The 15,432-nt window shown below is 66.6% G+C and carries 9 protein-coding genes; all 9 read right to left on the reverse strand.

What is annotated here, in order from left to right:
* Positions 1–148: 148 nt before the first annotated feature.
* Entirely contained in the window at positions 149–574 is a 426-nt protein-coding gene (locus tag AC13GI_RS16520; RefSeq protein ID WP_482996854.1) for a DUF2752 domain-containing protein, read from the reverse strand.
* Between the two features lie 43 nt (positions 575–617).
* Entirely contained in the window at positions 618–902 is a 285-nt protein-coding gene (locus AC13GI_RS16525; RefSeq protein WP_482996855.1) for a CD225/dispanin family protein, read from the reverse strand.
* A 33-nt stretch (positions 903–935) separates the two neighbouring features.
* Entirely contained in the window at positions 936–1,223 is a 288-nt protein-coding gene (locus tag AC13GI_RS16530) for a CD225/dispanin family protein (protein WP_089237339.1), read from the reverse strand.
* Between the two features lie 196 nt (positions 1,224–1,419).
* Positions 1,420–3,309, reverse strand: coding sequence for an MFS transporter (locus tag AC13GI_RS16535; protein WP_482996856.1), 1,890 nt, complete (start codon positions 3,307–3,309; stop codon positions 1,420–1,422).
* A 132-nt stretch (positions 3,310–3,441) separates the two neighbouring features.
* Positions 3,442–4,239 (reverse strand): SDR family NAD(P)-dependent oxidoreductase, encoded by a 798-nt coding sequence (locus tag AC13GI_RS16540; RefSeq protein WP_482996857.1) that lies wholly within the window; start codon positions 4,237–4,239, stop codon positions 3,442–3,444.
* 161 nt (positions 4,240–4,400) lie between these two features.
* Entirely contained in the window at positions 4,401–6,578 is a 2,178-nt protein-coding gene (gene yccS / locus AC13GI_RS16545) for a YccS family putative transporter (RefSeq protein WP_482996858.1), read from the reverse strand.
* A 136-nt stretch (positions 6,579–6,714) separates the two neighbouring features.
* On the reverse strand, positions 6,715–8,772 hold the full coding sequence (locus AC13GI_RS16550; RefSeq protein WP_482996859.1) for a TonB-dependent siderophore receptor: 2,058 nt from the start codon (positions 8,770–8,772) through the stop codon (positions 6,715–6,717).
* Between the two features lie 230 nt (positions 8,773–9,002).
* A complete protein-coding gene (locus AC13GI_RS16555; RefSeq protein ID WP_099820444.1) occupies positions 9,003–12,125 on the reverse strand; it encodes an efflux RND transporter permease subunit in 3,123 nt (1,040 codons plus the stop codon).
* Positions 12,126–12,156: 31 nt separating this feature from the next.
* On the reverse strand, positions 12,157–15,390 hold the full coding sequence (locus AC13GI_RS16560) for an efflux RND transporter permease subunit (protein ID WP_099820445.1): 3,234 nt from the start codon (positions 15,388–15,390) through the stop codon (positions 12,157–12,159).
* Positions 15,391–15,432: the final 42 nt, after the last annotated feature.

Here is a 15,432-nt window from a genome sequence, read left to right on the forward strand (position 1 = left end):
CTGCGCAGGGGCGTGAGCCGCATGGATGCGGCGACCGAGCTTACATGGACGTACTTGCAGCGGCCCCTGCGCAGCCCTCCCGCCCGGCCAACCCCCACGGCTTCTGCCTTCAACGACCACCACGAGGGGCTGCGCCGTTGGCGGGAAACTACACCGGAGCCAGCGCGGTGAACGGTGCCCACGGCAGGTTGCGCAGCACGGCATACCCAGGCAGCAGCCACAGCCAGAACGTGGGACTGGCCAGTACCCGCATCAGCGGATCGAGCACGCGCGGGCGCACGCCGGCTGTGTTGAGCAGCATCAGGAACAGGAAGGGCAGGCTGATGACCAGCAACGGGTTCATTGCCATCGCGCCGGGCAGGTCGAAGTGGACCAGGGAATACAGGCAGCGCGTGCTGCCGCAGCCGGGGCAGTAGAAGCCGGTCAGTGCATACAGCGGGCAGCCCGGCAGCGGATTGCCGGAGACATACGGATTGACGTGGTGCAGGACCACGGCGGCACCCGCAGCCAGGCCGGAAGCGGCCAGCAGCGGAGCCCAGCGGGCAAGACGGGAACGCGCGGGAAGTGCGGACATGCAGGAGCGGGATCCGGCGCGTGGCCGGACCCCGTCGCAGGCATCAGTAGCTGCCGTTGCCGCCGCTCAGGGCGCCCAGGCCGCCAACGGCCATGATCAGGATGACGTACAGGACGCCAACCACGACTGCAGCGATGGCCGACCAGATGGCCCACTTCTTGGCCTTGTCGGCCGATTCACGGGCACCGGCAACGTCGCCGGCAGCCAGCTTGCCGTTGACCTGTGCGGCGTAGACGATCGACACGATGCCGGCCGGCAGGCAGCAGAACAGGGTGGACAGGATGGCCCAGACCAGATTGTTGGGGACCTGCGGGGTACTGGTGTTCATGGTTCAAGCTCCTCGATGGGTGGTGGTGGTGAATCAAAGGTCGGATAGAGCGCCCAGCACGGCCAAGCCGCCGAACAGCCCGAACCACAACAGCAACAGGACCGGCAGGGCAACGGCCGAAGCCACCGCCCACCAGCCCGCCTTGCGCGACGCGCTGTATGCCCCCGGCAGGTCACCGGCCGCGCGGCGACCATCGACCTGGGCGGCATACACGATCGACACCACGCCCAACGGCAGGCAGCAGAACAGCGTCGTCAGGATCGCCCAGACCAGATGGTTGGGGATGTAGACCGGACGGCTGAGCGGTGGCGGTTGATTCAAAGCAAGACTCCATTCCTTGGCGGTCGGCGTGTCGTAGACAGGCCGAACCTCCCCCCTGTGGGTGCGTAATCTACCGCAACCTGCGACGCATGTATGCGGTTACAGCCAGATCCCGTCGCCTTTGGCGCTTGACGGGACAAGAAAAAGCCGGCGCTTGGCGCCGGCTTTCAGGGCACGCTGCGGCGTGATCGGCCCCTCAGGCGAGATCGCCGCGCAGGGTACGGACCTGGGCCTCCAGGGCGGCGGCATCGGTGGACTGGCCATCCACCGCCGGTGCCGCGACCACCTCTACGGTCGCCCGGAACCGGCGCGGCACGCGCATGCGGCCCAGCCGGGTATCGCGACGGCTCCACATGCTCGACCACATGCCGCGCAGGGCCATCGGCACCACCGGCACCGGGCGGCGTTCGAGGATCTTCTTCACGCCGGATTTGAACGGTGCCATCGTGCCGTCGCGGGTCAGCGCGCCTTCCGGGAAGATGCACACCAGTTCGCCCTCGGCGAGTGCGGCATCGACTTCATCGAACGCACGCTGCATCAGCGCCGGGTCTTCACGCGCACCGGCGATCGGGATCGCCTTGGCGGTGCGGAAGATCCAGCGCATCACCGGGATGTTGAAGATCTTGTAGTACATGACGAAGCGCACCGGGCGCGGAATCGTCGCCGACAGGATCAGTGCATCCATGTAGCTGACATGGTTGCAGACCAGCAGCGCGGCGCCTTCATCGGGCACATTGTCCTCGATGCCATGCGGGCGCAGGCGATACAGCGTGCGCACCATCACCCAGCTGAGGAAACGCATCAGGAATTCGGGGACGATGGTGAAGATGTAGATGGCTACCACCGCGTTGGCGATCGCCAGTGCCAGGAACAGCTGCGGGATGGTCCAGCCGAGCAGGCGCTGGGTGAGCAGGCCGAGTACCGCCGCAGCGACGATGAAGCCGGAGTTCTGGATGTTCAGCGCGGCGAACACGCGCGACATCTCCGATTTCGGCGTGCGGCTCTGGATCAACGCAAACAGCGGCACCACGAAGAAACCGGTGAACAGGCCGATGCCGAGCAGGTCGATGATGATGCGGATGCTGCCGGCCTGGTGCACGAACTGGGTGACCGACAGGCCCTGCGCGGTGGCTTCACCGGCGCGTGCGAAGTACAGGTCCAGCAGGAACGCGGTCATGCCGAACGCGCCCAGTGGCACCAGGCCGATCTCCACGGTGCGTGCCGACAGCTTTTCGCACAGCAGTGAACCGACACCGGTGCCGACCGAGAACAGGGCCAGCGCGAAGATGTACAGGGTGGGCTCGCCACCGAGGTTGGTGACCGCATAGGACGGCAGCTGCGCGGTGAGGATGGTGCCGACGAACCAGAACCAGGACACGCCGAGGATGGCGTTGCGTACCGATTTCTGTTTCCTGGCCATGCGCAGCACGGCCAGCGATTCGGGGATCGGGTTCCAGTTGATCTTCAGATCCGGCGCGCCGGCATCGACCTTGGGGATCATGCGCGCGGCGAGGTTGCCGCAGATTGCCAGCGCGATGACCGCCGTGGCCGCCACGATCGGTCCATGGGTGCCGGCCAGGGTGAACACCAGGCCGCCGACGATCATGCCGGTCAGGATCGACATCGACGTGCCCATCTCGACCAGGCCATTGCCACCGGTCAGTTCTTCCGGCCGCAGTACCGAGGGCAGCACCGAGTACTTCACCGGGCCGAACAGGGTGGATTGCAGGCCTGTGCAGAACAGGGCCACCAGCAGCACCGGCAGGCTCTCGGTGAGAAAGCCCACCGCCGCCAGCGTCATGATCACGATCTCCATGGTGGTGGTGATCACGATCAGTCGCGATTTCTCCAGCTTTTCCGCGATCTGCCCGGCCAGGGCGGAGAACAGGAAGTAAGGCAGGATGAACAGCGCCGGCGCGAGGTTGGTGTAGAGCGTGCGCTCGCTCTCGGCCACGCCGAGGTAGAACAGCAGGCCGATGATCGCCTGCCGGTACACGTTGTCGTTGAAGGCACCCAGCCCCTGCACGATGAAGAACGGCAGGAAACGGCGCTGGCGCAGCAGGGCGAACTGGTTGTGACCGGACATGGAACCTCCTTGGACCGGCGCAGCCTAGCATTCCTGCCCATCTGTCGGGACCGTGGCGGCATGCATCCACGCATGGCGTGGATCTACTCAGACCCCCTGGGTACGGACGGTGGGTCCGCACACCTGAGAACCTCAGACGATATCGTCGACCACGCCGCCATCGACCCGCAACGCTGCGCCGGAGGTGGCCGACGCCTGCGGCGAGGCGAGGTAGACCACCATGTTGGCCACTTCCTCGACCGTGGCCGCGCGCTGGATCACCGACGCAGGACGATGGGCCATCACGAACTCACGGCCGATCTGTTCCAGCGGCTTGCCGCTACGCGCGCGTTCTTCTTCGAACATCGTTGCGAAGCCGTCGGACAACGTCGGGCCAGGCAGCACCGCATTGACGGTGACGCCGCTGCCGGCCACGCGCTTGGCCAGGCCGCGCGACAGCGACAGCTGCGCGGTCTTGCTGACGCCGTAATGGATCATGTCGGCCGGAATGTTGCGTGCCGATTCGGAGGAGATGAACAGCACGCGGCCCCAGCCGGCGTCGACCATCGCCGGCAGCAGGGCGCGCGACAGGCGCACGCCGGACATGACGTTGGTCTGCCAGTACTGCTCCCAGGTGGCATCGTCGGTCTCGAAGAAATCCTGCGGGCCGAAGATGCCGGCATTGTTGACCAGGATGTCGACTCTTCCCGGCAGGCCGGCCAGCAGGGTGTCGACGCCGCTGGCATCGGACAGGTCGGCGGCCACGCCCAGCACCTTGGCCGCGGGGATGGCAGCCAGCAGGCGCTGGCGCGCACGTTCCACGCTGTCGGTACTGCGGCCGTTGAGGATGACCTGCGCGCCGGCCGCAGCCAGCCCCTGTGCGATGGCCTGGCCGATGCCGGCGGTGGAGGCAGTGACCAGCGCGGTGCGGTCGTTGAGTTCGATCTTCATGGGGGAGATCCTGCATGGGCGACACGGCAGTATCGGCGCCCGGGCGTGATCGGAATGCCCCCGTGGACGCAACACGATGTTGCACGACCGTCAGCCGCCCAAGTAGATCCACGCCATGCGTGGATGCCCTCCCAGTAGATCCACGCCATGCGTGGATGCCGTCAGCTCAAACCACGCACCGCGCCATTGGCCGCCGCTCTCACCTTCGGCAGCATCCGCAGCACCAGCGCCATCTGCGTGCGGATCAACTGCAGCTTCGGCGGCATCGCCTCATCGAGCTGCTCCAGTTCCGCCGCCACCGCACGATCGGCATCGTTGTCTTCTTCCGACACCGGCTGCTGCGCAGTCAATGCCGATGCCAGCTGCTGCAGTGCCTTGCGCACCCGCTCGCCAGCGGCCAGCGCCAGTGGATCGCCCGCGTAGCTGTCGACCTGGTCGCGGTGCGCACCCAGCGCCGACAGATGACCGAGCAGGGTGTTGGACAACGCCAGGAAGTGGAAACCCGAATCGAGGTTGCGGCGCACGTGGCCCGGTTCGCGCAGCATGTTCGACAGTGCGGTGGACAGTGCGGCATCGGCGTTGTGCATGTCGCGGCGGGCGATGCGGTAAGCCAGATCGTCGCGCATGCCGCTGCGGTACTGGCCCAGCACCGATTCCAGATAGCGGGCGGCGGTATCCAGCACCCGTGCCAGCACGCGGTGCAGCTGTCGACCCTGCCAGTCCGGCAGGATCAGGAACGCGGCCGCTGCGGCGATCGCGCAGCCGAGGATCGTATCGACCATGCGCGGCACGATCAGCACGAAGCCGTCGCCGATCAGGTTGAAGCAGGTCAGCGCCATCACCGTGATGGCCGCTGAAGCGACCAGATAGCGGTCGGAACGGGTGAAGAAGAACAGCAGCGCCGACAGCAGTGCGATCAGCAGCTGGATCTCCAGCCGGGGGAACAGCTGCAGCAGCGCCCAGGTCAGCACCAGCCCGGCCAGCGTACCGACGATGCGCTGGGCCAGGCGCTGGCGGGTGGCGCCGAAGCTGGGCCGGCACACGAACACGATGGTCAGCAGCACCCACGAGCCGTTCTGTGCATTGAACAGATGGATGGCAACGAAACCGGCGATCAGCGCCAGCGCCATGCGCAGGCCATGGCGGAACAGCACCGAGCCGGGGGTGAGCTGCTGGCGCAGGCGCACACCCATTTCGCGCAGCGTGTGCGGGTTGCTGTCGCGCAGGCGGGTGTCGACGTTGTCCAGGCTGGCTTCGGAACGTTCGGCATCGAGCAGGCGGCGTTCGATGCTGCGCAGATTGTGTACCAGCAGGTCCAGCGAGCCGAGCAGGCGCTGCCATTGCGGACGTTGCTGGTCGCGCAGGTAGGCCAGCGCATCGGCCAGATCGCGCCCGGCCTGCTGGTTGCTCTCGCCGTAGACGAACGGGCGGCGCAGCCGGATCGCTTCGCCCAGCCGTGCACAGGCCTGGCCCTGCAGGTCGAGCAGGCGCTGGCAGCGGTACAGCACGTCGCTGTGGAAGAACGCATCGACCAGCGCGCCGTACGGATAGTGCGAGGAGCTGGCGCGCTCATGGAAATCCTGTGCCATGTAATACAGGCGCAGGTACAGGCCGGAGTTGACGCCGGGCCGGCCGGAGCGGCCAAAACGCGCCAGGATCGCCGTCTTCGCCTCGTTCAGCGCGCCGACCACGCGGCGGTTCTGTTCGGCCAGATCGAGCTGGCGGCGCTGCAGGTCCGCCTCGCGCACGGGTTCGAACAGGGCGGCCTTGAGCTGCAGGTAACGGCCCAGTTCCACGTACAGGCGGGCCACGCGCTCGCGCACCGGTCGGTTGGCGAACAGCGTGGTCCACAGAATCGACAGCAGCCCGTACCAGACCGCACCCGCCAGCAGGTGGCTGACCGCGTCCAGCGCACTGTGCAGGTCGTGGGCACCATGCTGTTCCAGGCCGATCATGGTGTAGATGGCCAGGGTGACGGTGGCCTGGGCGATGGACGCGTAGCGCTCGCCGAGCGCGCCGAGCAGTGTCAGGCCGAACGTGGACAGCGCCAGGGCCGTGATGAAGATCCACGGCCAGGGGAACAGCCAGATCACCGAGGCCGCCGCCAGGCAGAAGCACAGCAGCGACAGCAGCACGGCCTTGGTCCGGCCCCACCAGTTGTCATCGGTCTCGGCAATCGCGCTGGCGATGATGCCGAGGAACACGCCGGGCAGGGCGGTCAGCGCATCCAGGTGCCAGCACACGGCCAGGGCCGCGGTCAGGGCAATGAACACCCGCAGGCCATAGCTGGCCTTTTCGTGGGCCCACAGGCGGCTGAGGCGGGATTCGCGTGCGGACATGCAGGCTCGGCGGAAGGATCGACCTCCATTATTGCGGGCCGCGCGTGAAATGGTAGATCCACGCCATACGTGGATGATTTTCCGCTCGATACCCGGTAGTGCCGGACAGCGGCCGGCACTACCGTTTGCCGGTCGCTTACATGTCGAACCGCACGCTCAGCGCGAAGGTGCGCGGCAGGCCGACGCCCGCATTGGACCAGTACCTGCGGTTGGCCAGGTTCTCCACGCTGGCACGCAGGGTCACCGGATGGCCGGAGGCCAGCAGGCGGTAGCCGATGCCGGCATTGACGAGGGTGTAGTCGGGCAGCTTCAGGGTGTTGTCGGCGTCATACCAGACATCGCCGTAGTAGCGCACGGCGGCATAGGTCTCCAGCCCGTCCACCCACGGCAGCTGGTAGGTGGCATGCAGCACGCCGCTCCAGCGTGCAGCACCGGCGGTGCGGTTGCCTTCCTGCGCCGCGCTGCCCGGTGACAGTTTGTCGTAGGTCGGGTCCAGCCAGGTCACGCCACCGCCGACGGTCAGCGCATCGCTCAGGTGCAGGTCGGCGCTGGCCTCGATGCCTTCGTACAGGGTGATGCCATCCTGCACCAGGCGCTTGCCTGCATCGGTCAGCTGATCGATGTTGGCGCCGCGCTCCAGGCGGAACGCAGCGACGTTCGCGTTCCAGCGATTGGCTTCAACCTTGGCGCCGATCTCGTACTGCTTGCTGATGGTGGGATCGAGCACATCGCCGGCGTTGACGTAGCTGTTGCCGACGCGGCCGCCGGCTTCCAGCGACTCGATGTAGCTGGCATACAGGGTGACGGCCTCGCTGGGCTTGAACATCACCGCATAGGTCGGGGTGACCGGATAGGTGTGGTACGCGCCCTTGGTCTCAAAATCGTTGTAGCGCCAACCGGCCAGCACCGACCAGCCATGGCCGAGCTCGACGGTATCGCTGACGAACACCGCCTGCTGCACGGTCTCATCACCGCGGGTCATCACCCGTGAACCCACCGCGTCGTGGCGGACGTCATGGCGCTGGTACAGATTGGCGCGGCCGATCAGGCTGAACTCGTAAGGACGGTCCCAGCCCAGCCCGGTCTGGTGGCTGACCCCGGCCACCAGCCGGTGCTGCAGCGGCCCGGTGTCGAAGCTGCCCTGCACCAGGGCCTGCGCCAGCTTCCACTCGCTCTTGCCGCCGAGTTCGTAGACGTTGACGGCGTAGTCGCCGTTGAGGTCGTCGATGTAGGCGAAGATCTTGTTGACGTCGTTCCACGAGGTGGTGACGCCATAGCTCAGGCTGGCCTTCCAGTCGCTGTTGATCTGCCAGTCCAGTGCCGTGGACAGCAGGCTGGAACGGGTGTCGTAGTAGGTGCCGGGCACGCTGTTGTCGACATCGCCGGCGATCGGCCGCGGCAGTGAGGTCAGGCCACGGAAGTAGTACTGCGGTGATTCCTCGCGCAGGTCGCGCGACTGGAACACGCCGTCGAAGGTCCAGGTGAGCGCATCACTCAGGCGCGCGTCCAGCGACAGCGCGCCGACCTTGCGATCGACATGGCCGCCGTTGAAGGTTTCACCCTTTTCCTGGAAGGCGTTGAAGCGGTAGCCGAACATCTGCTCGTTGCCGAAGCGGCCGCCGACGTCGATGCCGCCGCTGACGATGCCCTGCTCACGCCAGCCGAGCTGGGCGGAGAAGGTCGGTACCTCGGTCGGCTTCTTGGTGATGTAGTCGACGATGCCGCCCGGTGCGCCGAAGCCGTACAGGAACCCGCCGGGGCCCTTCAGCAGGTCGACCTGTTCCATCACCTCCAGCGGCCATTCGGTACCCCAGGACGAGACCTGCAGGCCGTTGACCCGGTAGCTGTCGAAGTTCAGGTCGATGCCGCGGTTGCGGATCGGCGAGCTCCAGCCGCTGGCATAGGCACTTACCTGCGTGGTGACCGAGGGGTCGAGCAGGAAGGCTTCGCCCAGCGACACGACCTGGCGCTGTTCGATCTGCTCGCGGCCGACCGCGGTGATCGCAAACGGGGTATCACGCAGGGCGCGATCGCCGAGGGCACCGGCCTCGGTGTGGGTACGCTCGGCGATGACCTTGACCGCGTCCAGATCGGTGGCACTACGGGTGTCGGCGGGGGCTTCGGCGTGTGCCGTGCAGGCGGCGGACAGCGCGACGGCCAGCACGGCCAGGCGGGGGGAGCGAATCGGCAACATCGATGGAGATCCTCGGCGGGCGGCCACGGGCCATCCGCCCATGCAGGGGGAAAGGTCGGTGGCTGGGATCACGCAGGCGTGCCGGCAACGGCAGCGGGGCGCCGCAACGGGGCGCAGGACCATGGCTGGATGAGAATTGTTCTCTTTTCGTTACGGCGCGTCAAATGTCATCGGGGTGCGGACCAACGGTCCGCACCCAGTAGATCCACGCCATGCGTGGATGGGTCTTGCTACGCCCGCTGCGCGCGCCTCAGCAGCTTTGCCTCACGCCTGCGTGCACGCCGCGCCTTCCAGCGCTCGGCCAGGCACGAGAAGATCACGTACAGCGCCGGCGTGCTGAGCAGGGTCAAGCTCTGCGAGAACAGCAAACCGCCGATCATCGCGATGCCCAGCGGGCGACGCAGTTCCGACCCTTCGCCCAGCCCGATCGCCAGCGGCACCGCCGCCAGGATCGCCACCATGGTGGTCATCATGATCGGGCGGAAACGCACGATGCTGGCTTCACGTGCCGCCTCGCGCGGGGTCAGCCCATGTTCGCGCTGCGCCACCAGGGCGAAGTCGATCATCATGATCGCGTTCTTCTTGACGATGCCGATCAGCAGCACCAGCGCGATCATCGAGATCACCGACAGTTCGGTGTTGGTGCCGAACAACGCCAGCAACGCACCCACACCTGCCGCCGGCAGGGTGGACAGGATCGTCACCGGGTGGATCAGGCTTTCGTAGAGAATGCCCAGTACCAGATAGACGGTGAGGATCGCCGCCAGTACCAGGATCAGCATGTCGCTGGGGTCGGAATTGAAGCCGAAGCCCGCGTCGTCGGCCAGGCGGATGTCGCCGGGCATGCGCATGCCGGCCACGGTGCTGTCGATGATGGCCTTGGCCTCGCCCATGCTGACGCCGGGGGCGAGGTTGTAACTCAGGTCCATCGTCGTGTACTGGTTTTCATGGGTGATCTGCGAGGGCGCCAGGCCCGGCGCCTGTCTGGCCACCGCGGTGATCGGCACCATCTCGCCGTTGCGCGCGCGCACATGCACCTCGTCCAGTGCCGCGGGCGTGGCGGTCTGCGACGGCAGCGCGTTGACCACCACGCTGTACTGGTTGATGTCCGAGTAGATGGTGGAGATCTGGCGCTGGCCGAAGGCGCCGTACAGCGCACCATCGATGGCGCCGACCGAGATGCCCAGGCGCGCGGCCTTGGCGCGGTCGATCTCGATGTTCTGGCGCAGGCCGGCGTTGTCGACGTCGGTGCCGACATCACGCAGCTTCGGGTTCTTCTTCAATGCCGCCTGCAGCTTGGGCAGCCATTCCTGCAGCGCGGCCAGATCGTTGCCCTGCAGCGAGACGCGGTACTGCGCGCCCTGGCTGTTGCCACCGCCATCATTGCTGGGCAGGTCCTGGATCGCGCGCAGGCGCAGCTGCAGGTCCGGGTAGCGGTCGGCCTTCGCACTCAGCCGTGCCAGTGCGTGTGCGGTGGTTTCACGGCGGCCTTCCTTGCGCGACTTCAGTTCGACGTTGAACTGTGCGCTGGAGCCCTGGCGGCCACTGCCCAGGCGTACGCCCACGGTCTTCACCGCCGGGTCGGCCATCAGCATGTCGGTGATGCGGCGCTGGCGGCTGACCATGTCCTCGAAGGACACCGTCGCACCGGAGTTGGCGCGGCCCCAGATCAGGCCGGTGTCCTGCGGCGGGAACGCCCCCTTCTTCACCGCACCGAACAGGAAGATGGTGACGCCGATCAGGATCAACGGCGTCAACGACAGCAGCAGCGCATGGCGCAGCGAGAAATCAAGGAACACGGTGTAGATGCGCAGCATCCGCTCGTGACCGGCATCAAGCCAGCGGCCGAAGCGCGACGGTGCCGCCTTGTGGTCGTGTGCGCTGAGGAAGCGGCTGCACAGCGCCGGGGTCAGCGTCAGCGAAACGATCATCGACACCACGATCGCCGCCACCAGGGTCACGGTGAACTCGCGGAAGAACGCGCCCATCATGCCGCTGGCGAACAGCAACGGGATGAACACCGCCACCAGTGAGGCGGTGATCGAGACGATGGTGAAGCCGATTTCGCGCGCACCGGCGAAGGCCGCCTGCATCCGCGGCATGCCCTCGTCGAGGTGGCGCATGATGTTCTCGATCACCACGATCGCATCGTCGACCACGAAGCCGATCGCGATCACCAGCGCCAGCAGGCTCAGGTTGTTCAGGGTGAAGCCCATCACGTACATCACCAGCGCGGCACCGGCCAGCGACAGCGGCACGGTGACTGCGGCAATCAACGTCGGCGCCAACCGGCGCAGGAACAGCGCCATGGTCAGCACCACCATCGCCAGGCTGATCAGCAGGGTGATCTGCACTTCATGCAGCGACGACCGGATGGTCGGGGTGCGGTCGAAGTAGGGCGTCATCGTGGTGCCCGGCTGCAGGTAATCGCGCAACGCGGGAATCTGCGCTTTCACCCGGTCCACGGTCTCGACGATGTTGGCGCCGGCACGGGTGAACACATACATCACCACGGCCGGTTTGTGGTCGAACCACGCGGCCTGGTAGGCATCCTGCTGGCCGTCGTAGACGTTGGCGATGTCCTTCAGGCGGATCACCCGGCCATCGCCCTGGGTCTTGACCACCAGGTCGGCGAAATCGGCGGCGCGTGCGACCGAATCGTTGGCGATGATCGCGGTGGTGGTGTTGCCATCGCTGAGGAAGCCGGTGGGCGAGGTCACGTTGGCCGCGCGCACGGCATTGCGCAGGTCGTCGGCGGTCAGTCCCAGCGCGTTCATCAGGCGCAGGTTGACGTCCACGCGCACCGCCGGCGTTGAAGCACCGGCGATGTCGACCGAGGCGACACCACCGATCTGGCGGATGCGCTGGGCCAGCAGCGAGTCGGCGACGTTGTACAGCTCATCGGCGGACTGCGTCTGCGACGTCAGCGCGATGGCGATCACCGGGTCGTCGTTCGGGTTTGCCTTCTGGTACATCGGCGAGCCCATGCCCGAGGGCAGGTCGGCCTGCGCCGAATTGATCGCCGTCTGTACGTCCAGCGCGGCCGAATCGATGTCGCGGTCGCTCTGGAAGATCATGAACACCAGCGAGCTGCCCTCCGAACTCGACGAGCGCATGCGGTCGATGCCCGGCAGCTGGCCGAGGTGGCGCTCCAGCGGCGCGGTCACCGTGGAGGCCATGGTCGCTGCGTCCGCACCGGACTGGCTGGCGTGCACGAAGATCACCGGGATCTCGATGTTCGGCAGTGCCGACACGCCGAGCCGCAGGTAACAGATCACGCCGACCATGAACAAGCCGATGGCCAGCAGCGCGGTGCCGATCGGACGGCGGATGAAGGGGCCGGACAGGTTCATCGTGCAGCCCCCCGGAGGTGCGGGGCCAGGGTCATGCCTGCGGCTCCTGCAGCGTGCCATCGCGCAGCGCGCGCTGTTCACGGCGACGTGCAAGCCATTCCGAGAAGCGTTCCATGTACAGGTAGATCACCGGCGTGGTGTACAGCGTCACCAGCTGCGACAGCAGCAGGCCGCCGACGATGGCGATGCCCAGTGGGCGACGCAGTTCCGAGCCGATGCCGGTGCCCAGCGCCAGCGGCAACGCACCGAGCATGGCCGCCGCAGTGGTCATCATGATCGGGCGGAAGCGCAGCAGGCAGGCGCGGCGTATGGCCTCGCGCGCGTTGGCGCCGGTGCGCCGCGCCTCGATGGCGAAGTCGACCATCATGATGCCGTTCTTCTTGACGATGCCGATCAGCAGCACGATGCCGACGATGCCGTCCACCGACAGGCTCAGGCCACAGACCATCAGTGCCAGCAGCGCACCGACGCCGGCCGGCGGCAGGGTCGAAATGATCGTGATCGGGTGGATGTAGCTCTCATACAGCACGCCCAGCACGATGTAGATTACCACCAGCGAGGCCAGCAGCAGCCACACCACGTCGGTCTGGCTGCCGGTGAATTCGGCGGCCTTGCCGATGAACTGCGCATGCACGTGCGCCGGCATGTCTAGGCTGGCCTTGGTCTCTTCGATGGCCTTGACCGCATCGGACAGCGAATAGCCCGGGGCGACGTTGAACGACACCGTCACCGCAGGCAGCTGCTGCTGGTGGCTGACCAGCAGCGGCGCGCTGGATACCTTGGCCTCGGCCAGCGCCGACAACGGGATGATGCTGCCCGCACCGACGGTGATGCCGGTGTTCTGCGCACCGATACCGGTGGCGGTGGACGAGTTGGAGGAAGTGACCTGGCCGAAGCTGGTCGCGTTGGTGCCGGTCAGTGCGCCGGCGCCATTGGAGGCGACCGCCAGCTGTTCCATCAGCGCGGTGCTGGTGCGGAACTGCGGCGCCACTTCCAGCACCACCCGGTACTGGTTGAGCTCGGTGAAGATGGTCGAGATCTGGCGCTGGCCGAACGCATCGTAGAGCGTGTCGTCGATGGTCTGCATCGGCACGCCCAGCACGCTGGCCTTGTCGCGGTCGATGTTCAGTTCCAGTGCGCGGCCCTGGTTGGACAGGTTGTTGTCGACGTCGGCCAGTTCCGGGCGCTGGCGCAGCGCCTGGGTCAGGCGGTTGGCCTGCAGGGCCACCTCCGCGCTGTCCACGTCCGACAGCGAGTACTGGTACTCGGTGGCGGCCACGCGGGTATCCAGGGTCACGTCCTGCACCGGCTTCAGGTACAGCGCCACGCCGGGAATGCCGGCGACGGATTTCTGCAGGCGCGGCAGGATCTCATCCAGTCCATCGCGCTCGCCGCGCTCTTTCAGCACGATCGACAACTGGCCCTGGTTGAGCGTGGGATTCATGCTGCCGGCGCCGATGAAGGCCGACACGCCGGTCACGTCCGGGTCCTTGCGCAGCGCTTCGGCCACCTGTTTGGTGCGCTGCTCCATCTGCGGGAACGCGATGTTCTGGTCGGCCTGGACCACGGCGGTGATCAGGCCGGTGTCCTGTTCGGGCAGCAGTCCCTTGGGAATCAGCACGTACAGCAGCACGGTCAGTACCAGCGCGGCCGCGGCCACGGCCAGGGTGAGGGGCTGGTGTTCCAGCACCCAGTCCAGGCTGCGCTCGTACAGGCCGACGGTGCGCGTCCACAGGTTCTGCTTGCCGGCCGCGGCGGCACGCTCGTGCGCGTCCTCGCCCTCGGGCAGCGCATCGGGCTTGAGCAGGTAGGCGCACATCATCGGGGTGAGCGTCAGCGAGATCAGCATCGACAGCACCACCGCGATGCTCAGCACCCAGGCGAACTCGTGGAACAGGCGGCCGGTGACGCCGGGCATCAGCAGCAGCGGCAGGAACACCGCCACCAGCGAAACTGTCAGCGACAGCACGGTGAAGCCGATCTGCCGTGCACCGATCTCCGCTGCTTCCTTGCCGCTCTTGCCTTGTTCGATGTAGCGCACGATGTTCTCGATCATCACGATCGCATCGTCGACCACGAAGCCGGTGGCCACCACCAGCGCCATCAGCGAAAGGTTGTCCAGCGACATGCCGGTAAAGGCCATCACTGCGAAGGTGCCGGCCAGCGACAACGGCACCGCAACCGAGGGAATGATCGTGGCCCAGAACCGGCGCAGGAACACGAAGATCACCGCCACCACCAGGCCGATGGTCAGGATCAGGGTGAACTGCACTTCATGCACCGACGCACGGATGGTTTCGGTACGGTCGGAGAACACTTCCAGGTGTACGTCGGCTGGCAGTACGCCCTGCAGCTGCGGCAGCAGCGCGCGGATGCGCTCGACGGTCTGCACGATGTTGGCGCCCGGCTGGCGGCGCACTTCCAGCAGCACCGCCGGCTTGCCATCGGCCCATGCGGCGAGCTGGTCGTTCTCCACGCCATCGATCACTTCGGCCACGTCGGACAGCCGCACCGGGCGGCCGTTCTTGTAGCTGATGATGGTGTCGCGGTACTCGGCGGCGCTGGCCAGCTGGTCGTTGGTGCCGATGCTGTAGGACTGGGTCTTGCCGTTCAGCGAGCCCTTCGGCGCATTGACGTTGGCCTGGGTGAGCGCGCTGCGCAGCTCTTCCAGGGTCAGGCCCATGTTCGACAGCTGCGCCGGATTGACCTGGATGCGCACGGCCGGACGCACGTTGCCGGCGATCGACACCAGGCCCACGCCCTGCACCTGCGACAGGCGCTGGGCGAGGATCGAGTCGGCGTAGTTGTTGACGTCGCGCAGCGGCCGCGTATCGGAGGTCAGCTTGAGGGTGACGATGGCCGCGTCGGCCGGGTTCACCCGGTTGTAGACCGGCTGGTACGGCAGCGACGAGGGCAGGGTGGCCTGGCGGATTGCGGCCTGCACGTCCTGTGCGGCGATGTCGATGTCGCGGTCCATCGAGAACTGCAGGATGATCGTCGACAACCCCGCCGAGGAATCGGAGGTCATCAGTTCCAGGCCGGAGATCTGCCCGAACTGGCGCTCCAGCGGCGTGGTCACCAGCGAGGCCATGGTGGTGGCGTTGGCACCCGGGTACTGGGTCGTCACCACCAGGCTGGGCGCATCGATTTCCGGCAGCGCCGACACCGGCAGCTTGCGGTAACCAAGAATACCCAGCAGCAACAGACCTGCCATCAACAGCGAGGTCGCGATGGGACGGCGGATGAAGATCGTCGAAAAGCCCACGGACTGATCCTTGCTGGCGCTTCAATGGCAGCGCCGGCATCG

It is taken from the genome of Stenotrophomonas sp. 82F1, assembly GCF_056861525.1.